This window comes from Phascolarctobacterium succinatutens YIT 12067 (assembly GCF_000188175.1).
Lineage (GTDB): Bacteria > Bacillota > Negativicutes > Acidaminococcales > Acidaminococcaceae > Phascolarctobacterium_A > Phascolarctobacterium_A succinatutens.
Map to the genome: position 1 here is coordinate 15,092 of NZ_GL830928.1, position 21,984 is coordinate 37,075.

18 protein-coding genes and 3 tRNA genes are annotated in these 21,984 nt (G+C 50.3%); 16 read left to right on the forward strand and 5 right to left on the reverse strand.

What is annotated here, in order from left to right:
* The first annotated feature begins 14 nt into the window (after positions 1–14).
* Entirely contained in the window at positions 15–1,574 is a 1,560-nt protein-coding gene (locus HMPREF9443_RS08455) for an ArnT family glycosyltransferase (protein ID WP_009146179.1), read from the forward strand.
* A gap of 245 nt (positions 1,575–1,819) precedes the next feature.
* Here the strand turns inward: HMPREF9443_RS08455 and ilvD are convergent, their stop codons facing one another.
* Positions 1,820–3,496, reverse strand: a complete 1,677-nt coding sequence (ilvD, locus tag HMPREF9443_RS08460) for a dihydroxy-acid dehydratase (protein ID WP_040565360.1) — start codon at positions 3,494–3,496, stop codon at positions 1,820–1,822.
* A 471-nt stretch (positions 3,497–3,967) separates the two neighbouring features.
* Here ilvD and HMPREF9443_RS08465 point away from each other — a divergent pair, with 471 nt between their 5' ends.
* Positions 3,968–4,912: a nitronate monooxygenase gene (locus HMPREF9443_RS08465; protein WP_009146181.1), complete on the forward strand. Its 945-nt coding sequence runs from the start codon at positions 3,968–3,970 to the stop codon at positions 4,910–4,912.
* Between the two features lie 76 nt (positions 4,913–4,988).
* Here HMPREF9443_RS08465 and pdxR read toward each other — a convergent pair whose 3' ends face one another.
* Positions 4,989–6,398: a MocR-like pyridoxine biosynthesis transcription factor PdxR gene (gene pdxR, locus HMPREF9443_RS08470; RefSeq protein ID WP_040565362.1), complete on the reverse strand. Its 1,410-nt coding sequence runs from the start codon at positions 6,396–6,398 to the stop codon at positions 4,989–4,991.
* Between the two features lie 149 nt (positions 6,399–6,547).
* On the opposite strand from pdxR, the gene HMPREF9443_RS08475 reads away from it, so the two are divergent.
* Entirely contained in the window at positions 6,548–8,035 is a 1,488-nt protein-coding gene (locus tag HMPREF9443_RS08475) for an aldehyde dehydrogenase family protein (protein WP_040565364.1), read from the forward strand.
* Between the two features lie 85 nt (positions 8,036–8,120).
* Here HMPREF9443_RS08475 and HMPREF9443_RS10405 read toward each other — a convergent pair whose 3' ends face one another.
* The 3 genes from HMPREF9443_RS10405 to HMPREF9443_RS10410 all read right to left on the reverse strand — a co-directional run bounded on the left by HMPREF9443_RS10405 (position 8,121) and on the right by HMPREF9443_RS10410 (position 10,146).
* Positions 8,121–8,873 (reverse strand): pentapeptide repeat-containing protein, encoded by a 753-nt coding sequence (locus HMPREF9443_RS10405; protein WP_187363718.1) that lies wholly within the window; start codon positions 8,871–8,873, stop codon positions 8,121–8,123.
* Positions 8,866–9,585: an HAD family hydrolase gene (locus HMPREF9443_RS08485; RefSeq protein WP_009146187.1), complete on the reverse strand. Its 720-nt coding sequence runs from the start codon at positions 9,583–9,585 to the stop codon at positions 8,866–8,868. The genes HMPREF9443_RS10405 and HMPREF9443_RS08485 overlap by 8 nt, the downstream gene beginning before the upstream one ends.
* 78 nt (positions 9,586–9,663) lie before the next feature.
* Positions 9,664–10,146 (reverse strand): S-adenosylmethionine decarboxylase family protein, encoded by a 483-nt coding sequence (locus HMPREF9443_RS10410; RefSeq protein WP_009146188.1) that lies wholly within the window; start codon positions 10,144–10,146, stop codon positions 9,664–9,666.
* Between the two features lie 210 nt (positions 10,147–10,356).
* Between HMPREF9443_RS10410 and recD2 the strand changes: the two genes are divergently transcribed.
* The 13 genes from recD2 (at position 10,357) to HMPREF9443_RS08555 (ending at position 21,853) form a co-directional block, all read left to right on the forward strand.
* Complete coding sequence (recD2, locus tag HMPREF9443_RS08495; protein ID WP_009146189.1) at positions 10,357–12,522, forward strand: SF1B family DNA helicase RecD2; 2,166 nt, start codon at positions 10,357–10,359, stop codon at positions 12,520–12,522.
* Positions 12,522–13,247 (forward strand): ComF family protein, encoded by a 726-nt coding sequence (locus HMPREF9443_RS08500; protein ID WP_009146190.1) that lies wholly within the window; start codon positions 12,522–12,524, stop codon positions 13,245–13,247. Before recD2 ends, HMPREF9443_RS08500 begins: the two co-directional genes overlap by 1 nt.
* A 10-nt stretch (positions 13,248–13,257) precedes the next feature.
* Entirely contained in the window at positions 13,258–14,355 is a 1,098-nt protein-coding gene (locus HMPREF9443_RS08505) for an SLC13 family permease (RefSeq protein ID WP_009146191.1), read from the forward strand.
* A gap of 144 nt (positions 14,356–14,499) precedes the next feature.
* Positions 14,500–15,039, forward strand: a complete 540-nt coding sequence (locus HMPREF9443_RS08510) for a hotdog family protein (protein ID WP_009146192.1) — start codon at positions 14,500–14,502, stop codon at positions 15,037–15,039.
* Between the two features lie 18 nt (positions 15,040–15,057).
* The gene (locus HMPREF9443_RS08515; RefSeq protein ID WP_050787129.1) at positions 15,058–15,639 is read left to right on the forward strand and encodes a biotin transporter BioY; all 582 of its coding nucleotides are present in this window, start codon (positions 15,058–15,060) and stop codon (positions 15,637–15,639) included.
* A gap of 81 nt (positions 15,640–15,720) precedes the next feature.
* Positions 15,721–16,857 (forward strand): thiolase family protein, encoded by a 1,137-nt coding sequence (locus HMPREF9443_RS08520; protein ID WP_009146194.1) that lies wholly within the window; start codon positions 15,721–15,723, stop codon positions 16,855–16,857.
* A gap of 5 nt (positions 16,858–16,862) precedes the next feature.
* On the forward strand, positions 16,863–18,080 hold the full coding sequence (locus tag HMPREF9443_RS08525; protein WP_148495365.1) for an AMP-binding protein: 1,218 nt from the start codon (positions 16,863–16,865) through the stop codon (positions 18,078–18,080).
* A gap of 75 nt (positions 18,081–18,155) precedes the next feature.
* Positions 18,156–18,232: transfer RNA gene (locus HMPREF9443_RS08530), tRNA-Asp, on the forward strand.
* 2 nt (positions 18,233–18,234) lie between these two features.
* Positions 18,235–18,309: transfer RNA gene (locus HMPREF9443_RS08535), tRNA-Gly, on the forward strand.
* 1 nt (position 18,310) lies between these two features.
* Positions 18,311–18,384 (forward strand) — tRNA-Trp (locus HMPREF9443_RS08540).
* 267 nt (positions 18,385–18,651) lie between these two features.
* Positions 18,652–20,478, forward strand: coding sequence for a translational GTPase TypA (gene typA, locus HMPREF9443_RS08545; protein ID WP_040565367.1), 1,827 nt, complete (start codon positions 18,652–18,654; stop codon positions 20,476–20,478).
* Positions 20,479–20,590: 112 nt separating this feature from the next.
* Positions 20,591–20,965, forward strand: a complete 375-nt coding sequence (gene sepF / locus HMPREF9443_RS08550) for a cell division protein SepF (RefSeq protein WP_040565369.1) — start codon at positions 20,591–20,593, stop codon at positions 20,963–20,965.
* A gap of 165 nt (positions 20,966–21,130) precedes the next feature.
* The gene (locus tag HMPREF9443_RS08555) at positions 21,131–21,853 is read left to right on the forward strand and encodes an aspartate/glutamate racemase family protein (protein WP_009146198.1); all 723 of its coding nucleotides are present in this window, start codon (positions 21,131–21,133) and stop codon (positions 21,851–21,853) included.
* The last annotated feature ends 131 nt before the right edge of the window (positions 21,854–21,984 follow it).

Consider the following 21,984-nt stretch of genomic DNA (forward strand, 5'->3'; position numbering starts at 1 on the left):
AGGGATGGAAACTGATGAATCAGATTGAAAAAAACAGCCTGCTGATTGTAGCAGGCACTGCGTTATTTATGATTATGTTCGGTATCGGCAGCATTCCGCTGCTGGATCCGGATGAACCCGTATATGCGGAAACAGCAAGAGAGATGCTGGCTGCCGGTGATTTTTTGTCACCGAGAATTTTTGGCAATTTCTGGTATGATAAGCCGCCTATGTATTATTGGCTGGTTGCTGTTGCTCAGTTTATTTTCGGTGACAGCGAATGTGCGGCCCGCTTTCCTGCGGCTTTAATGGCCTGTGGTACCTCTGTGATGATGTATGTAGGTATCACAAGGCTGTTCAATGAGCGTGCAGGCTTCTGGTCTGCCATGATTCTTACAAGCTGTGTAGAATTTTTCTATATGGGCAAGGCGGCGGTGACAGATACAACGCTGCTCTTTTTTATGACAGGTGCGTTGCTGAGCTTTATCCATAAGCGTTATTGGCTGATGTATGTGTGCATGGCGCTGGCTACTGTTACCAAAGGTCCTATCGGTATCGTATTCCCGGGAGCGATTATTTTTCTGTATCTGGTGGCTATGGGCCAGCTGCGTGAGATTTTACGCATGCACGTTATCCGTGGTTTGCTGTTGTATTTTCTCATCGCATCACCCTGGTATTACGCTATGTATACAGTGCATGGCATGGAATTTATCAATACCTTCCTGGGCTTTCACAATATAACGCGCTTTACGACGGCTGAACATGCTAACCGCGTGACCTTCTGGTATTATTTTCCTGTAATAATCTTAGGCTTGTTCCCCTGGACAGGTATGCTGTGGCAGGCTGCTAAAGCATCTGTAAGCGAAAGCCGTATAGATGATATGCGCAAGCTGCTGTTCTTCCACGTTTGGTGGATTTTCGTGCTGCTGTTCTTTACTATCTGCAAAACAAAGCTTGTATCCTATATTCTGCCGTTGTTCCCTGCTATGGCGGTAATTATCGGCTGGAATATAGCGAGAATGCAAAGCAGACTGCGCCATAACACAACCTTTTACGGTTGGGCGGCAGGCAGCGGTATTATGTTTGTACTGCTTGGCGTGGGCTGGATTATCGGTGCGCAGTATCTGCCGGAGGCTGACTTCAGCCTGGTGATGCTGGGTGTGCTGACCTTGCTTTTGGGTGCAGCAGCAGTTTTCGCTCTGCTGTATTATCGCGATATCGAGCTGGCATCCTGGCTGCATGTGATGATTGGCGCTGTGACGATGTGTGTTGCCTTTGCTTTTGTTTTGCCGGTAATTGCCGACCGATTCAGTGTAAAAACTATGAGCAGCGTGTATAAGGAACAATGTGAGCAGCAGACGCCTGTTTATGTAGACAAGTTCCTGCGCCCCGGCTTCATGTATTATGCAGGCAAACCCGGTATCGAAATGATTCCGCAGACAGGTGCTTTGACAGATGCTTTGCGTGACGGCAGCAAAAAATATCTATTGGTGCGCGGTTTGGAATACCGTCGCGTGCAGAAGGCGGGTCCGTTGCCGAATAATGTGCGCACAGTAAAGGAAATCAGCGATATCTATCTGCTGGAGCAAAATTGAGTATTAATAATCAATTGTTGAGATGCCGTGATAAAACCTAGCCTTTAACAGAAAAAACAGTGGAGGTTTACCGTCAGGTAAATTCCCACTGTTTTTTAGTGTAAAAAAATTTCTTAAACTTTAGCGATTCTATAATTTGTGAGGTTGGTTTTATCTCAGCCTCTTTTCTTATGCAAAAACTCCCCATCCGTCTTACCTTGCGGTAAGAAAGATGGGGAGTTGCTTTTTCAGCTTATATAATTCTTTTAGTCCTGACCGGGAACCTTCAGCACAGCACCGGTAGCAGCGGAGGTAACCAAAGCAGCATAACGTGCCAGGTAACCGCTCTTAACCTTCGGCGGCGGGCAAACCCAGTTCTTACGGCGTTCAGCCAGCTCTTCGTCGCTCAGCTTAACATTCAGGGTACGGTTCGGAATATCAATTTCAATGATATCGCCGTTTTCAATCAATGCGATGTTACCACCCTCGCGTGCTTCCGGAGAAATGTGACCGATGCAGGCACCGCGGGTAGCACCGCTGAAACGTCCGTCGGTAAGCAGTGCAACGTCCTTGTCGTGGCCCATGCCTGCCAGTACGGAGGTCGGGTTCAGCATCTCACGCATGCCGGGGCCACCCTTCGGGCCTTCGTAACGGATAACGACAACGTCACCGGAAACAACCTTTTGTGCGCAAATTGCAGCAATAGCTTCATCCTCTGAATTATAAACCTTAGCCGGACCGCTGAAGACCTTCATGGAAGGATCAACAGCACTTTCCTTGACAACGCTGCATTCCGGAGCGATATTGCCCTTCAGAACAGCGATGCCGCCGGTTTTGTTGTACGGATTTTCTACGCTGTGAATAACTTCAGGACGCAGGATTTCCGCATTTTTGATAATCTGACCGACAGTTTTGCCGCTGACAGTCTGGCAGGATTTTTTAATCAGCTTCAGACGGTCAAGCTCGTGCATAACGGCAGGGATGCCGCCGGCTTCGTTCAAATCAACGATGTGGTGGCTGCCACCAGGGCTCATCTTAGTGAGGTACGGAGTTTTCTTGGAGATTTTATCGAACAGCTCCAGCGGCAGGTCGATGCCTGCTTCGTGAGCGATTGCCGGCAGATGCAGTGCGGTGTTGGAGCTGCCGCCGATAGCCATATCAACAGTAATAGCGTTCTTGAAGGCATTGAGCGTCATGATGTCGCGAGGCAGAACGTTTTCCTCCAGCAGACGCATAACAGCCATGCCTGCGTGCTTAGCCAAAGCAATACGCTTGCCGTTATAAGCAGCGGGGATAGTGCCGTTGCCAGGCAGGCCCATGCCAAGAACCTCAGTCAGGCAGTTCATGGTATTTGCAGTGAACAGACCGGAGCAGCTGCCGCAGCCCGGGCATGCACAATGCTCGATTTCTCTGAGCTCTGCTTTATCAATCTGACCGGACTCAAAACGGCCGGCAGCTTCAAATACAGTAGATACGCTGATATCTTTGCCATGGTAACGACCGGGCAGCATCGGACCGCCGCTGACAACAACGGTCGGGATGTTCAGACGAGCTGCTGCCATCAGCATGCCGGGAACAATTTTATCACAGTTCGGAATCAGGATTAAGCCGTCAAACGCATGGCCGTTAGCAACAGCTTCGATGCTGTCCGCAACCAGCTCACGGCTTGCCAGCGGATATTTCATACCGTCATGGCCCATGGCGATGCCATCGCAGATGCCGATAGCCGGGAACTCAATCGGAGTACCGCCAGCTTCCAGCACACCGTATTTGGCTGCCTTAGCGATGGTATCCAGATGCATATGCCCCGGAATGATTTCGTTAGCGGCACAGCAGATGCCGATTAACGGTTTCTTTAATTCTTCTTCAGTATAACCCATTGCATAGAACAGAGAGCGATGGGCTGCGCGGGTTGAACCTTTTTTTACTTGTGTACTGCGCATGTTTCTTTGACCTCTTTCCCTTAAGTAATAACTACTACCGTACTGGCTACTGATAAAGCACCGTATACTTCATCAGGTTTTCCTCGACGTACAGAATGTACGCCATCGTCAACCTTCTTCGTCTCCGGCACTTTCTGAGCAGCCTGCGTGGAATGAACTTAGCAAGCTGCTGATAAAGCACCATATACATCAAGTCGCCTCGACCTTAATGCTTTTTATTGCAGCCAATACGGTTAAAAATAAAAAACAACAGTCCTGAAGTCTTTCAGGGTACTCATAAAATTTTACAATTTTTATAGCCTGATGTCAAATTTTATGGACAAAAAACTACAATTAAGTGTAAGCTTGCACCTTAAAAACTGCATCTTAGTTACATTCTTTACAAACTTGGTAAAATTTAAAAATAATTCACGATTACTGCGTGGAGAATAGTATATAATAGGCGTGTAAAATTGTTGCGAGGTGATTATCATGAAAACTAAATTAACTGAGCTCTTAGGTATAAAATATCCTGTTATCCAGGGTGGTATGGCGTGGACGAGTGACGCTGTGCTGGCTGCGGCAGTTTCCAACGCCGGTGGTGCCGGTATCATCGGCAGCGGCGGCCGTACTGTGGAATGGACACGTGACGAGGTGCGCAAGGCAAAATCTCTGACCGACAAGCCCTTCGGCGTTAACGTTATGCTGATGGCTCCTAACATTGCGGAAATCATTGCTATGCTGTGCGAAGAAAAGGTAGCCTTTGTTACCTTGGGTGCAGGCAACCCTGTACCGCACATTCCTGCTTTTCATGCTGCAGGCATCAAGGTTATTCCGGTAGTGCCTAATGTTAAGCTGGCAAAGCGTATTGAAGCTGCAGGCGCTGACGCTATGGTTATTGAAGGTATGGAAGCTGGTGGTCACATCGGCAAGCAGACTACTATGGCGCTGATGGAAAACGTACTGCCGCAGATTAAATCTGTTCCGGTGCTTGTTGCCGGCGGTATCAGCGACGGTCGTGCGCTGGCTGCAGCTTTGCTGATGGGCGCTGCAGGTGTGCAGATGGGCAGCCGTTTCCTGCTGACTGAGGAATGCCCGGCAAATCCTGTTGCTAAGGAGGCTATTGTCAAGGCAACCGATACTGACAGCGTAGCAACCGGTTACAGCCGTAATCTTGGTGTACGCTGCCTGGCGAACGCTTTTACCGATGCGTATACTGCCCGTGAAATTGCCGGTGCTCCCAAAGAGGAGCTGATGGCGATGGGTACAGGCACCAACCGCAGAGGTCTTGTGGAAGGTGATGTTACCAACGGTACCGTTATGTGCGGTCAGAGCCTGAACGTGCTGAATGATATCCTGCCCTGCAAGGATGTTATGGAGCGTATTATTGCCGAAGCCAAAGAGGCTATTGCCAACATACAGAAAATCGAGCTGTAAGAATTAAAGCAAAAAGCATGCATTGCTGTGAGAAGCGGTGCATGCTTTTTTGCGTTTAAATCTGGTCTGTATTTATTCAGCTTATCTGGTTGCATTCGGGGAACAGGCTGCTTAATCGTTCTATTACCGCGGCAATTTTATCTGCCTCGATGGCAGCGTAATTGATAACGAGCGTGCAGCCGTTATTTTCTTCGGTATTATGACTGTAATCGGAATAGAAGGAAAGGCACATATCTGCTGCCAGTGCTGCCTTGCGCACTTCTGCTTCCGTCAGTTTGGTGTTGATATGCAGTACAAAATGCGTACCGGCGTTGCGTTCGGTTATCTGCGAAACAGCGGCTAGCGGCGAGGAGTGGATGGCAGCCAGAATTTTGTGGCGCTGCTCGCGGTAGTAGTTTTTCATTTTGTTGATGTGGCGTTCAAAATAGCCTTCGGAAATAAAGCGTGCCAGCGTATACTGCTCAAAGCTGGATACGGTGCAGCTGTAAAAACTCATGGTCTGCTCATAGCGCTCCAGCAGACGCGGCGGCAGCACCATGTAGCTGATGCGCAGCGAGGGAACCAGGCTTTTGGAGAAGGTGTTCATGTAGATTACGCGGCTTTGCGTATCCTGCGCGTACAGCGGCAGGATAAAGCGACCGGTGTAACGGAATTCGCTGTCGTAATCATCTTCAATTATATAGCGCTTGCGGATACGGTTAACCCATTCAAACAGCTCCAGCCTGCGTGTTACGGGCATGACAATACCGGTAGGGAAATGGTTGGCTGGGGAAAGATGTACTACGTCGGCACCGCTTTCCTCCAGCTTGTCAATCATCAGGCCGTTGTCATCAATGGGGATGTACTTCCAGGGATTGCCGAAGCTGGCGGAGATGGAGGCGAATTTTTTATAGCCCGGTTCTTCGATGGCGAAGGTGCAGGCATGGCCGAACATCTGCAGCAGGCGGCCGTAAAGATATTCCGTACCGGCGCCGATGATAATTTGCGAAGGATCAACCTGCATAGCGCGGTTATGTGCCAGATAGTCGGCAATAGCCTTACGCAGTTCGTAGACGCCCTTGTAGGGAACGGTTTTGAGCAGCTCTTCGTTGTGCACGGAAAGTGTTTCGCGCATCAGGCGTGTCCATGTAGCGAGTGGGAAGTTTTGCAGGCTGATGCGGTTAGCCTTGAAGTCGGCAAAGTATTCGCGCTCCGCTGCCTCCGGCAGCATCGCTGCTGCAGCCTTGCGGCGCACGCGGTAGCTGCTGACGTCTTCTACGAAGTAGCCTTTCTTTTCGCGCGAGGTGATGTAGCCTTCTACCGCCAGTTGGGCGTAGGCGTTGGCCACGGTGATGATGCCCACGCTCAGATGCTGTGCCAGCGTGCGCTTGGAGGGCAAGCGTTCGCCTGCCTGCAGCCTGCCGCTGATGATATCCTGACGGATGCATTGGTATAAGTAATCATAGAGTGGTGTGCTGCCGCGTTTATCCAAATCATATGTTAACATGAGTGATATTTCTCCTTGGTTCTAAAATATTTTTGCTTTTTGATTCTTTTAATAGGACCATTTTGATTATACAATAGTGACATCAAAAAAACAAGTCCCGTCACAATGGTGTGAAGGGCAAGAGCCAAATGAGGAGGTTTATCATTATTATGGAAAAAGTAAAATTACAAGCACAATATGGTTTATATATTAACGGAGAGTGGCGCAATGCATCCGACGGCGCAACCTATAATGCAGAAAGCCCTGCCGACGGCAGCCATCTGGCAGTTTGCGCCCAAGGCAGCCGTGAGGATGTAGAGGCAGCCTCCGCAGCAGCTTGGGAAGCGTTTAAAACCTGGAAAAAGACTACCCCGGCACAGCGTGCCGCTCTGCTGAATAAAATTGCCGATATTATTGATGCTAACAAAGAGCATCTGGCAATGGTAGAAAGCATGGATAACGGCAAGCCGATTCGTGAAACCATGAACGTGGATATTCCGATGGCGGCGGAGCATTTCCGTTATTTTGCCGGCTGCATCCTGGCGGAGGAAGGTCAGGCTTCCGTACTTAACGAACAGTTCCTGTCTATCATCCTGCGTGAGCCTATCGGCGTAGTCGGTCAGATTATTCCCTGGAACTTCCCGTTCCTGATGGCAGCGTGGAAGCTGGCGCCGGTGTTGGCAGCAGGCGACTGCACCGTACTGAAGCCTTCCAAGGAAGCAAGCCTTTCTATTTTGGAATTTGCACGTCTGATTGACGGCGTATTGCCAGCAGGTGTTTTCAATGTTATTACCGGCGCGGGAAGCAAAACCGGTCAATATATGCTGGAGCACAAAGGCTTTGCCAAGCTGGCCTTCACCGGCAGTACCGAGGTTGGCCGCAATGTAGGTTTGGCGGCGGCAGAACGCATTATCCCGGCAACATTGGAGCTGGGCGGTAAAAGTGCCAACATTTATTTTGATGACTGCGATTTTGATCAGGCCATCGACGGTGCTCAATTAGGTATTCTCTTTAACCAAGGTCAGGTTTGCTGTGCCGGCAGCCGTATCTTCGTGCAGGATACCATTTATGATAAATTCGTACCGGCTTTAGTAAAAGCCTTCAATAAGGTTAAGGTGGGCCTGCCGTGGAATGATGATACTCAGATGGGTTCTCAAATCAACGAAACCCAAATCAAGAAAATCCTGAGCTATGTTGAAATTGCTAAGCAGGAGGGCGCTACTATTGCCTGCGGCGGTGAACGCTTTACCGAGGGCGAGCTGGCCAAGGGTGCATTTATGAAGCCGACGCTGATTACCAATGTAACCAACGATATGCGTGTGGCGCAGGAGGAAATCTTCGGACCTGTTGCCGTAGTTATCAAATTCCACGATGAGGATGAGGTTGTGGCTATGGCTAATGACAGTGAATACGGCCTCGGCGGTGCTGTCTGGACTAAGGATATTAACAAGGCTATCCGTGTGGCACGCAACGTGGAAACCGGTCGTATGTGGGTGAACACCTACAATCAGATTCCGGAACATTCTCCCTTCGGCGGCTACAAAACCTCCGGTATCGGTCGTGAAACTCACAAGATGATTTTGAACCACTATACACAAGTGAAAAATATTATGATTAATCTCAGTTATGCTCCTTCTGCATTTTATCCTCAGGACTGACGATTAATAAACAGGATTATTCCTGAATAGTTGCGCAAAAAAAGCTCCGGCGGTTGCCGGAGCTTTTTTGCTGAGTGATTTATATTTATTTATCCAATTTTGCATTATCCAAAAATGCTGTGCCGAATTGCGTGTAGTTCATTTCCGCACCGCGCAGGTCAGCGTATTCCAAAACGGCTTTATCCAGCAGCGCCTTATCTAGCTTACTGTTGTTCAAATTGCTGTGGCCCAGCTTGCTGCTGCGCAGGTCTGCTTCCGTCAGGTCGCTGCGCTCCAGATGGGCACTGTATAGGTTAGCGCCATGAAAAACTGCGTTTTTCAGGCTGGCACGACGCAGCCAGCTATAGGGCAGGTTGGCAAAGCTGAAGTCGGCGTAATCAGCCTGTACGCCGTCCATAGAGGCCTCCTGTGCTTTGACCTGCTGCAGATTTGCGTTCAGCAGATGTGCGCCACGCAGCTGGCAGCGGTTAAGATATGCTCCCTGCAGGCTGGCGTTGGTAAAATCGCTGCCGGAGGCATTGGCATAGCGGAAGTTGGCATATGCCAAATTGGCACCGCGCAGGCTGGCGTTGGGTAACAGGGCGCTCTGGAAGCAGGCATCCTGCAGCTTGGCTTTGTCCAGCTTGGTAGAGTCCAGACGTGCTTCCGTAAAATCGGTATTGGTAAAATCACGTCTGGATAAATCCATTCCCGATAAATCGGCACCGGAAAGGTCACCGCCGGGGCAGCTTGCTCCGTTCAGTACCGCATTTAAATCACTGTTACTGTAAGCAAGGGCTGTGCTGCTTAAGCCGAGAGCCAGGAGAGTAAGCACAGTCTTGAAAAAATTCTTACGCATTTTGGCCTCCTGCATAGCTTTCTGTTTCATCCAGCAAAAGCTCCAGCTGTTTGGGATCATCCGGCAGACGGTCGATAATCTTCCAAGGCTTAACCTCGGAAAAATCCTCAGGCTTATAGCCGGAGCCTTCCAAAATAATCAGGCAGGGTGCGCCGATGGCATTGGCACAGCGCACGTCATTAGGCGTATCGCCGATGAAAATCAGCTCGTTCGGCTTAGCTTCTTCATTTTGCATATACAGACGGTGGAAGGCAACCTTAGCAAGCATTTCGCGGTTTTCGCTGATTTCGCCGAAGACGCTGTGTTCGTGGTTAAAATATTGGTCCAGACCGAAATGCTGCAGCTTGAGATGGGCACCGGTGCTGGTGTTGCCGGTGAGCAGGCAGTTGCAGTAACGGCTATCAGGCCGGCAGAAGTATTGCAGCGTTTTCTCCACGTTTTTCAAAACACGGCCCTTATGCAGCGGCAGCTGTTTGGGAAGCTCCATATGGTAACGTATAAGCAGACCTGCTGCTTCCGCACTGTTGCAGCGTCCGCGCAGACGGGTAACAACGCTTTTGATGATATCCGAGTCAGTGCGTCCTGCCAGCGATTTGTTGAAATCGAAGGCATCCAGAAAATAATAATCCTTGATAACCTTAATCATGGCATCCTTGCCGGCACCGCCGGACAGAATGAGGGTGCCGTCTACATCCCACATTAAATATTTCATGTGAAAAATCTCCTTTGGTTTAAGAAAAAACAGGGGCTGTTCATACAACCCCTGGAAAAGTTTATCTTATAGTCCCGCTTAGATGCCACGGGGCTTGAGCATCATTTTTTTCAGTTGAGCGCCGACGTTTTTGGTAACGTTCTGGGTACGGCGGATGAATTTGATGTTGGAGCGGTGGTTAGGCTTCATATCGTATTTGCTGCCGAAATCGCCACGGTCCAGCAGGGTAATCTTGGCTTTGTCGCAGTCAAAAGCGCTGCGCAGATAGCGTGCCATGCCCGCAGGGTCGGCATCGTCGTAGCAGCTGAAAATATCCGCAGCAATAAAACCGAGCTTAGGATATACATGCAGAGTTACATGACCTTGTTTGCAGAGTGCGGAGATGGAATATTCGCTCTGGCCTTCTTCCTGACAAACAAGCAGCTCGCGGCTGTTCATCTGGTATTTGTCACAGCCTTCCTGCAACAGAGTCTTTGCCTTTTCGGTGTCGTTGACTTCGTTTACGCCGCAGTTATACATATCTATGGCTATTAATTTTCCTGTAAATTTTTTGGGTTGCATGTGTAAAACTCCTCATGTTTATAGTTACAATAATACAAAGCCGGTTCAGGCGCAGGGCACTGATTTGCCGGAAACAATATATAGTGCATATCTCATTCAATTATAGCGAAAATTATAATACTTGTAAAGTCAAATTACTATCCTAATTGAGAAAACTATGTTATAATAATAGCCATAGTTAAAACATTTGTTTTGTGTGGCGGTGAGAAAATGGAAAAGCTGGAAGCGATAGTTGATGATATAGTGTTTCAAAGCGATGACGGCATGTTCAGCGTGCTGCGTATGGAAAGCAAGGCGCAGGGACGATTTACTGCCGTTTATCATGGCAATGCGCCGTACATGGGCGAAAATGTGGCTATGGAAGGCAACTGGATTGAGCATGCCAGATTCGGCAGACAATTTGATATACAGGCACTGCAGGTTTTGCAGCCAACTTCGGTAGCAGGCATTGAACGCTTTCTGGCTTCCGGCGCTGTGAAGGGTGTAGGGCCGGTGACGGCGGCAAGAATTGTGGAGGCCTTTGGAACGGATACGCTGGAGATTTTGGGAAGCTATCCCGAGCGCCTGGCACAGGTACGCGGCATCAGCGCCAAAAAGGCTGCCGCTATCGGTGAATCGTACAGCCAGCTTTCCGGTCTGCGAGAGCTGATGGTGTTTTTGGAAGCGCACGGCGTGAGCAGCGGTTACGCAGCTCGCCTGCAGGCAACCTACGGCGCTACGGCGATTACCCGCATTAAGGAGAATCCCTATAGCCTGGCGGAGGATATTACCGGCATAGGTTTTAAAACTGCGGACAGAATTGCTATGGCTATGGGCATGGAGCATGACTGCGAGGAACGCTTGCGCGCAGGCATTGCTTATGCGTTGACGCAGGCCGCAGGCGTGGGACACACCTGCGTGCCGGAGGAGCTGCTGGTGCGCGAAACGGCAAGAGCGTTGGCGGTAGATACTTCCATGGTGCAGGATGTTTTCAGCAGCCTGCTGGAGCAGGATTTGCTGCGCACTGAAGAAATGGGCGGTATTCGCCTGATATATCCGGAATATCTGTATACGGCTGAGGTGCAGACTGCGCGCCGTCTGCTGAAGCTGCGCGATCAGGCAAAGCCGGTGACGCGCGTGAATGCGGATGAGGTTATTGCCAAGTGGGAGCGTGATGCCGGTATTACGCTGGCAGAGGCACAGCGTCAGGCGATTTATGCTTCGCTGGAGCATGGAGTTTTCGTTCTCACCGGCGGTCCCGGTACAGGTAAAACAACCGTCGTTAAGGGTATTTTGAACGTTCTGGAGCAGGCTGGCTGCCGCATTCTGCTGGCTGCGCCTACCGGTCGCGCTGCACGCAGGCTGGCTGATTCTGCCGGTCATCCGGCGGCAACGGTGCATCGTCTGCTGGAATACCAGCCTACGGGTGACGGCCTGTGCTTCGGCAAGGATGACAGCGATCCTTTGGATGCGGAAGCAATTATTATCGATGAGGCTTCGATGCTCGATATCAGCCTGACCTATCATCTGCTTAAGGCAATTCCCGGCGGCTGCCGTCTGATTTTCGTCGGTGACGTGGACCAGCTGCCGTCCGTGGGTGCAGGCTCGGTGCTTAAGGATATGATCCGTTCGGGCAGAATGCCTGTTGTACGTCTGGAAAATGTTTTCCGTCAGGCAGAGGTCAGCCCGATTGTCCGTAATGCGCATAAGATTAACCGTGGCCAGATGCCGGAGTTTCTTGCCGGTGCCGACAGCGAGTTTGCGCTGGAGGAGTTTGCCAATGAGCAGGATGCTGCGGAATTCGTAGCGCGTACCTATGCCCAGCTTACGTCCGGCGGTGACTGGCGCAGGGTGCAGGTGTTGACGCCGATGCATAAGAATCCCTGCGGCGTGCAGAATCTGAATAAGCTGCTGCAGAAATATCTTAATCCGCCGTCTGCTGCCAAGCCTGAGGTTAACATACCCGGCAACGTGCTGCGTATTGGCGACAAGGTTATGCAGATTCGCAATAACTATGAAAAGGATGTTTTCAACGGCGACATCGGCCGTGTAATTAAGATAGACGGAAAAAATGTTACGGTAGCCTTTCCGGAGCGTCCTGAGGGTGATTACGTTACCTACGCTCAGGGTGAGGTGGAGGAGCTGCAGCTGGCCTACGCTATGAGCGTGCATAAGTCGCAGGGCAGCGAATATCCCTATGTTATTTTGCTCATGGTGCAGAGTCATTACATCATGCTGCAGCGCAATCTGCTATATACGGCTGTGACCAGAGCTAAGGAAAAAGTGCTGATTGTCGGCAGCAAAAACGCGGTGCGTACCGCTGTGGAAAACGACAAGACAAAAAGGCGTTACAGCTTGCTGGCTGAGCGTCTGCAGGAAAGCAGCGAGGTGTTCTGATGCATCGTTTGTTAAGAGATTTTGCTTATTACGGGCGTGTAGCGAAGGAGCTTATTTTTCCCCGTCGCTGCGCTGTGTGTGCGACTAATATTGACAACGGCTATGTCTGTGAGCAGTGCCGCAAAGAATATCTGCTGCAGCGTCAGCTGCCCTGCTGTCCGCGTGAGGAATATCTGGCGGGACAGGCAGCACCGCTGCCGACTGATGTTCTGTACAGTGCGTTGCTGCTCTATAAATATGATGGCGTGTTTAAGGATGCGCTGCATAAAATAAAATTTGACGGTGAGGCAGGCTGGCTGCCGTTGCTGCGTGAGGAAGCGGAGCTTGCGTTGCCCGCGGCCAAAATGCGCTGGCTGCAGCAGTTTGACCTTATTACCTGCGTACCGACGGCGCCCGAGCGACGCAAGCAGCGTGGCTTTGATGTGCCGCAGGAGCTGTTTGCGGGCCTTTTGGAAGGACGCAGCGTGGGCATGGAGGTTTTGCTGGAGCGGGTGCGCCACACGGAGCCTTTGTACGAGCTGAAGCCGGAGGAGAGAAAGCAGGAGCTGGCAGGCTGTTTTGCCATGCTGCCGCATGCCAGGGTGAGCGGCAAGCATGTACTGCTTTGCGACGATATCTATACTACGGGCAGCACCTTTGCGGAAGCGGCACAGGTGCTGCTGGACGCAGGTGCGGCGCGTGTATCGGCGTTGGCGCTGTGCGCGGCGCAGGCTAATTGGGAGTGACTTTTTCTTGATGCAAAAAATAAAGAATTATTGGCGGCGTGAGCCTGTTTTGTGCATAGCTGTTATTTTAGCTGCCGTAAGCAGCTTTTACAGCAGGCCACAGCTTGCCTATATAGATTTTGATGTGCTGGCGATATTGCTTTCTCTCATGCTGGTGGTGGCGGAGCTGAAGGAGATACGCTTTCTGGACTGGCTAGCGGTGGAGCTGCTGAACAAATGCCGCAGCAAGCGTCAGCTAGAGCTGGTGCTGCTGGCAGTGACCTATGTCAGCTCAATGTTCGTGACGAATGATGTGGCCTTGCTGACCTTTGTGCCGTTGGCGCTGGTTATCGGCAAAACCTTAAAGATGGATATGGAGCGGATTATTATCCTGCAGACGCTGGCTGCCAACCTTGGCAGTATGCTGACGCCGCCCGGTAATCCGCAGAATTTGTTTTTATATGCGCATTATGCTTATACCGCCGGCAGCTTTTTCGCCGTAATGGCTGTGCCGGGAATAATTTCGCTGGCCTATCTGCTATTGTTATTATTCCATGGCAAGGACAGCGTGCTGAAGCTGGAGCTGCCAAAGCTGCAGCAGCCTCCCAAGGGAATATTGCTGCTCTTTTTGGGACTGCTTTTGTTAAACATCGGTGCTGTGCTGCATTGGTTCGACAAGCTGTGGGCCTTGCTGCTGACGGCAGGCGTAGTTGCCCTGTGCGACTGGCGTCGCCTGCGTGAGGTTGATTACAGCCTGCTCGTGACCTTCGCCGGTTTCTTTGTATTCATCGGCAACATCAGCCACAGTCCTGCGGTAAGCTATTTGCAGCAATCGCTGATGGGCAGTGCGGCAGGCACCTATTTAACCGGACTGCTGGCCAGCCAGTTCCTCAGCAATGTGCCGGCGGCTATGCTGCTGGCAGGCTTGACTAAGGAAGCAGACGCGTTGCTCTTAGGCGTTAACATCGGCGGTCTTGGCACGATGATCGCTTCGATGGCGAGCGTTATTTCCTATAAATTATATGCTGCAGAGCATCCTTCGCAGGCAGGGAAGTATGTACGGACTTTTTTGTACTACAATTTTCTGGGCCTTCTGCTGATAGGAGGAGCGGTTTACTTCCTTCTGTGAGCGGGGAAATGCTTTGCGGCATTTCTTTTGACACAATGGTAAACCAATACTGTATAATAAGTTGACTATTTACATCACTTGCATTATAATAAAGCACGTGAAGCAGATAACAATAAGCTGCTCAGATGAAAGGAAAATGCAAAAATGTTAGAGCTTGCACATAAGCTGGCGGACAGCGATGCCAAATTCTTCGGCGGCTGGGTACTGGCAGGAGCAGAAGCACATATTCATCAGCCTGCGGAGGCTATGGATAATCAGGTGCTGTTGGCGAAGGAACGCAAATCAATCATCCGTGTAGCGGGAACTGCGGCAGATGGCAGTCTGGCTAAGGAGCTGCGGGTGTTTTTGGTACTGCCTAAGCATAAATTAGGCACGAAGCCGCTGGAGCCTGAAGCAATTAAGGGCGATTTGCTGACAAAGCACTCCTTCACAACACAGGAGATAGCGGATTATGTTGCTTATACAGGTGACGAAAACGTCATCCATAAGGGTGAGCATCCAATCGTGCCGGGACTGTGTATGGCTGCCTGGCTGCAGCGTGAGCTGGCGCTGACGGAGCTGGACTGGCGCATTACCTTTGTCGCTCCTGTTTACGCAGGCGACGAGCTGTGCATCTACAGGACAGAAGGTCAGCTTGCTGCTTATGTGGGAGCAATAAATGTTTTTGTGATTAAAGAATTATAGTAAGGCTGGTGTATGAAAATGACAACTTCTGGTACAGAAATCAATAAGAATCATAGAGGAGCAAGCGTCAACAAGACTGCGGAAATGACTAAGATGGCGCTGATGGTAGCAATGAACTGCGTATCTGCGTATATTATTATTCCGCTGCCGTTTTCACTTTCTCCGCTTGCATTGCAAACTTTGATTGTAAATCTTACAGGCTATGTGCTGAACGCTAAGCAGGCCTTTATGACTATGCTGGTTTATCTGCTGGTAGGTTTGGCAGGTGTGCCGGTATTTACCGGCGGCAGTGCGGGACCGGGCAAGCTTTTTGGTCCTACCGGCGGTTACATCATCGGCTTTTTGTTTACCGCTGTTTTCCTGGCATATTTCAGAGGCGAAAAATACAGCTTCAAGCGTTACGCTTTGCTTGGCTGCGTTATCGGTATTCCGCTGATTTATGTGTTCGGCGTTGTACAGCTGAAGCTGATTACCGGTATGGGTTGGGATAAGGCAATTATGACCGGCGCTCTGCCCTTCATCCCGCTGGATATTGTTAAATGTCTGGCTGCTGCCGTAATTGCAGGACCGATTAACCGTATTTTTGCCAACAACAGATAAATAAGGTATAATTTTAGAGCTGTCAGCTATTTGCCGCAAGGCAGGTGGCAGGCAGCTCTTTTCGGATATAGAGGTGTTAAGATGGAAAATGCATATATTTTAGGAGGCCTGCGCAGCTACGTAGGTGTAGTCAACGGTATATATCGTCATATCCCGGCGGAGGTGCTGGGTGCGGAGGTGCTTAAGCAGGTGATGGAAAAATATCAGCTGCGTGAGCCCGATTATATTGTTGCCGGCAACGGCGTAGGCGCCAGCGGCAATATTGCGCGCCTGATGGCATTGACGGCGGGCGTAGATATTTCGGTGCCGGCCTTTACGGTAGATGTGCAATGCGGCAGCGGCTTGGAAAGCATTGCTATTGCTGCAGCCAAGATTAACAGCGGCGAAGCAGATGTAATTATTGCCGGTGGCTTTGAAAGCAGTTCTACGCAGCCAAGACGCGGTTATAATCCCAATCATCCCGATTATGCAGGCGATACTTGGTACAGCGTAGCCAAGTTTATGCCTGGCATCCACCGCGAAACGGTAATGCTGGAGGGTGCGGAGCTTGCAGCCAAGCGCGAAGGAATTACTAAAGAAGAAATGGACAGTTGGGTATTGCGCAGCCATGCGCTCGCAACTCAGGCACGCGAGCAGGGACTGCTGCAGAATATTATCGCTCCGGTCTGCGGTGCCGTTAAGGACGAAGGCATCCGGCCGCGCATGAGCCAACGCCTGCTCGACAGAATGCCCAAGGTGCTGGAGGGAGGCGAATTTATTACGGCGGCCAATTCCTGCCTGATTAACGATGGCGCGGCCTTTGTGGTGCTGTGCTCGCAAAAATATCTGCAGGAGCACGGCTTAAAGGCGCAGGCCAGAGTGCTGGGCAGCGCAGCCTGCGGCGGTGATCCCTTGGTAAGTCCGCGTACTGCAATTACCGCGCTGCAAAAGCTGTTGGCTAAGCATGGCCTGCAGGAGCAGGATATCGCAGACTTTGAGCTGAATGAAGCCTTCGCTGTAATTGATGTGCTGTTTGCCCGCAGCTTTCCGCACAGCGTTGATAAATATAATGTGTTCGGCGGGGCGCTGGCCTACGGTCATCCCTATGGTGCCAGCGGCGGCATCATTACGCTGCATCTGTTGGAGGCACTGAAGCAGAAGGGCGGTCACTACGGCGCCGCAAGCGTAGCAGCAGCAGGCGGCGTAGGTACGGCGCTGCTGTTGGAAAGAGTGGAGTGAAGCAAATGGATTACTTGACCTTAATCACACAACAAAAACAGGATAAGCTCGCTCTTATAGAGGACGAAGAAGAATATACCTACGCAAGACTGGCGCAAGCAGCGCGTGAGCTGCGCAGTCAGGCGGATTTTAGCGCTCCGGCGGTTTTTATCTATGAAAGCAGCATCGCCCGTCAGTTAATCAGCTTTCTGGCATATAGCGGTACAAAAACTGTGCCGGTTATCGCTACCGAGGTGAGCAAAAATCAGCAGTTCAGCTGCGAGGCTATTCCCGAAGCGGCCTGCATGGGCGTTATGACCAGCGGCAGCACCGGCAAAAGCAAGCTGTTGTGGCGCAGCTATCATAGCTGGGCGGACTTTTTCCCGGAGCAGAACCGTGTTTTCGGCGTTGATGAGCAGACAGTAATTTTTTGTCAGGGAAGCTTGGCCTTTACCGGTAATCTTAATATTTATATGGGAGTGCTGGCGGCAGGCGGCACTTTGGTAGTTACAGAGCGCTTCCGTCCGCGCCATTGGCTGCAGCTGATGCAGCGCTATGCGGTGAACGCAATCTACCTGATTCCATCCAAGCTGCTGCTGCTGCCTAAATTTTTGCGTGAGCCTGATTTGCGTGTGCGCAGTATCATCAGCGGCTCGCAGAGCATGGGCAGGCAGGAGGCGGACAAACTGCTGCAGGTATTCCCCAATGCTGATATCACGCTGTACTACGGCGCCAGCGAACTGAATTACATTACCTACATCAAGGCCGAGGAAATGACGGATGACCGCACACTTATCGGCCGTCCGTTCAAGGGCGTGCAGGTGAGTGTTTGTAATGAAGAAATTTTCATTGATACGCCTTATCATGTGGAGAAAATCTCGCTGCCGTTTTCCCTGAAGGACAGGGGACATCTGGATGCGGAAGGTCGCCTGCACTTTTTGGGGCGCACGGATGATATTGTGAGCGTTAACGGACGCAAGGTTTCTGCCGTCAGGGTGTGCGCTGCGCTGACAGAACTGCAAGGCGTTGAGGAGGCTGCGGTAATCTGCCGTCATGTGGACGATGTCGATGTGCTTATTGCTTTTGTGGGGGCGGCGCGTGAATACGGTAAGCAGGAGTTGGTTAAGCTGCTGCGTCAAACCTTAGAGGATTACGAGCTGCCCAAGCAGTTTGTTTTTATGGAGCAGCTGCCGCATAATGAAAGCGGTAAGGTGGATAAGTTGGCGCTGAAAAACTTTCTCTAAAATTTTTTCAAAAAAACCTCTTGCCAAAACGCAAAACGTATGGTAATATATATAACTGTCAGACACACTGACATTGGCCCGGTGGTTCAGTTGGTTAGAATGCCGCCCTGTCACGGCGGAGGTCGTGGGTTCGAGTCCCATCCGGGTCGCCAATGCGGAAATAGCTCAGTGGTAGAGCACCTCCTTGCCAAGGAGGGGGTCGCGAGTTCGAATCTCGTTTTCCGCTCCATAGGGGCATAGTTCAATGGTAGAGCAACGGTCTCCAAAACCGTCGATCTGGGTTCGAGTCCTAGTGCCCCTGCCATAGCAAGCGTAGCCTGAGAGTTCAGCTCTCAGGCTTTTTTTATGTCTACGTTTAGCAAGATACTACTTTATTAGCAAATAGTTTATGCAAGGCTTTGTCGCTAATCCCTTTACCTTGCATCTTACAAGCTTTTCTGTAACTTTCAAGACAATTTTATTGACAGTGTGACGGAAAAAGCATATAATAAAATAGTTTAGTAATACTGTGAAAGGATGCACTTGACAAGCATCCTTTTTCTTGTCTTTTATGAAGGAGAGAAAAGGAATAATGATTAGAAACGATATTCGTAATATAGCAATTATTGCCCACGTTGACCATGGCAAGACTACCTTGGTTGATGCTATGCTGAAGCAAAGCGGCGTTTTCCGTGCTAACGAGCGCGTTGAAGAACGTGTTATGGACTCCAACGCATTGGAGCGTGAACGTGGTATCACCATTCTGTCTAAAAACACCGCTGTTATGCACAACGGCGTAAAAATCAACATTCTGGATACCCCGGGCCATGCTGACTTCGGCGGCGAGGTTGAACGCGTGCTGACCATGGTTGACGGCGTACTGCTGCTGGTTGATGCTTATGAAGGCCCGATGCCGCAGACCAAATACGTACTGCGTAAAGCATTGGAACAGCACCTGAAACCGATTGTTGTAATCAACAAGATTGACCGCCCCGACCAACGTGTTGATGAAGTTATTGACGAAGTTCTGGACCTGTTCATTGAACTGGATGCAGATGAAGATCAGCTGGAGTTCCCGGTTGTTCTGGCTTCCGCCCGTAACGGTATTGCCAAACTGTCCATGGACGAGGAAAGCAATTCTTTGGAGCCTTTGTTCAAAGTAATTCTGGAAAACATTCCTGCTCCGGATGTTGACGTTAATGCACCGCTGCAGATGCTGGTTAACACCCTGGACTATGATGATTATGTAGGTCGTATCGTTGTAGGCCGTGTAGTTCGCGGTACCATCCACAACGGCGAAAACATCATTCTGATGGACGAAGCAGGCAACCGTAACGGCAAAATCGGCCGTCTGTACACCTACCAGGGCCTGAAGCGTGTAGAAGTGCCTGAGGTTGAAGCAGGTGATATCGTTGCTCTGATCGGTCTGCAGGACGCTAACATCGGCGACACTATCGCTGACAGCGAAAATCCGGAAGCTCTGAAGGGCATCAAGATTGACGAACCTACCCTGTCTATGATTTTCTACGTTAACAACAGTCCGTTTGCCGGCCGTGAAGGTGAATTTGTTACCAGCCGTCATCTGCGTGACCGTCTGTTCAAAGAGGTTAAGACCAACGTTTCCATGCGTGTTACTGAAACCGAAAGCCCGGATGCTTATGAGGTTGCCGGACGTGGCGAGCTGCATCTGTCTATTTTGATTGAAACTATGCGTCGTGAAGGCTTTGAGCTGCAGGTTGGTAAACCTAAGGTTATTATGCACCGCGATGAAAACGGCAAGCTGATGGAGCCTATGGAAGCATTGACTATCGATGTACCGCAGGACTTCATGGGCGCTGTTATGGAAGGCCTGGGCCTGCGTAAGGCTGAGCTGCAGAACATGACCGAAATGGCAGGCTATCTGCGTATGGAATTCAAGATTCCTGCTCGAGGCCTGATCGGCTTCCGTAACCAGTTCCTCACCGATACTAAAGGTAACGGCATTATGAACCACGTATTTGCCGGTTACGAAGAATATAAGGGTGAAATCCCCGGCCGTACCCGTGGCAGCTTGGTTGCTTTTGAAACCGGCGAAACCACTTCCTATGGTATCGGCAACGCTCAGGAGCGCGGCACCATGTTCGTTGTTCCTGCAGAAAAGATTTACGAAGGCCAGCTGGTTGGCGAAAACAGCCGTGAAGACGACATGGACGTTAACCCCTGCAAGAAGAAACATGTCAGCAACATGCGTGCTTCCGGCAGTGACGACGCTATTCGTCTGATTCCGCCTCAGACCTTCTCATTGGAGCAGGCTCTGGAGCACATCAATGACGATGAGCTGGTTGAGGTTACTCCGAAGAGCATCCGTATGCGTAAGAAGGTTCTGGACCGTCTGGAGCGCGGCAAGATGCGTGGCCGTATGAAGAATGTTCAGGCATAATTTTTGACAATCTGTTAAAAATCTGCTACAATTAATATTACTAAGCAGGACTTTTGCCTATAGGCAGCGAATAATAGTCTAAATAACTGTTTTGGTTTGGAGGCTGATGGCCATGGGTTTAAAAAATACAGCAATGAAATTCTTTTGGTCTGATGATATGGAAGAGCAGCAGGAGGAATATACCCGTCCGCGTCTGCTGAAATCCGGACATCTGAATATTATGGTGCGTACACCGAAATCCTTTGCGGACGTGCGCGAATATGCTGATTCGCTGATGAACGGCAGTGCCATTATGGTATGCTTTGATGCAGTTGATGAAGCACTCAGATATCGTATTTTCGATTATCTGAACGGTGTAAGCTACATCATTAATGCCGATGTGAAAAAAATTAACGATGATTTGCTGCTTTATGCGCCTGAACAGGTGCAGGTCAACAAAGAGGAAGCAAGAACTTCTTCTAATGTACGTTCCTGGCTTAGCAAATAAATAACAAAAGTTAGCCGTTGCTTGTCACCTTGCGGGGTGGCCGGCAACGGCTTTTTGTGTACGCAGATAGGCTGATGATATTTGCAAATAACAGCCCGGTGTGCTAAAATGATAAGAAATTTACTAATCTTATAAGCGAAACTGAATGGGAAAGAAGAGGTATATATGAGCGAAAAGAAAATGATGAAAAACGGTAAAAAATTAGGTGTTGTCGGTGGCCTTGGCCCTGCAGCCGCTGCAGAGTTCTTGCGTCAGTTCACTATGAGATGCCCGGCGAACTGCGACCAGGAGCATCCTGTTGTATATATGATCGGTGACTGCGATATCCCGGACCGCGGCACAGCAATTTTCGGCAAGGGTGAATCTCCGCTGCCGAAGCTGAAGGCTGATTTGCTGCAGCTGTGCGATATGGGTGCGGATGTACTTGCTGTTCCCTGCAATACCGCACACTTCTTTATCGACCAGTTTGCTGATGAATTGCCGGTACCGCTGCTGCATATCGTTGACGAAACCGTTAAGGCTGCCAAAGAGCTTTCTCCGGAAAAGGGTGCCTGGATGCTGTCTACCAAAGGCACACGTGCTTGCGGACTGTACCAGAAATATGCCGAAAAGCGTGGACTGACACTGTATATTCCGAATGAGGAGCAGAGCGATAAATCTCAGGAGGTTATCAACTGCGTTAAGGCTAACCAGCTGGCAAAGGCCGGCGCTATTATGAAAGAGCTGGTAGAGGAGCTGTGGGCTGAGCGCGACATCCCTGTAATGACCGCCTGCACCGAGCTGCCGCTTGGCTATGATGCATCCGGACTGCCGCAGGAGCGCAGCGTTTCCAGCATCGGTGCGCTGGCAGATGCCTGCGTGCGCGCGCTGTATGAAGAAGTAAAATAATATTTGAGGACTGCAACCACCTTGGCTTGAGGCTGAGGTGGTTTTTATTTTACTGCGTTTATCCTAGCAGTGTGCTATAATATAAACATACTATCGCCGGCAGCAGCTGGAGCAGCTTCTGCCTTTTGTTA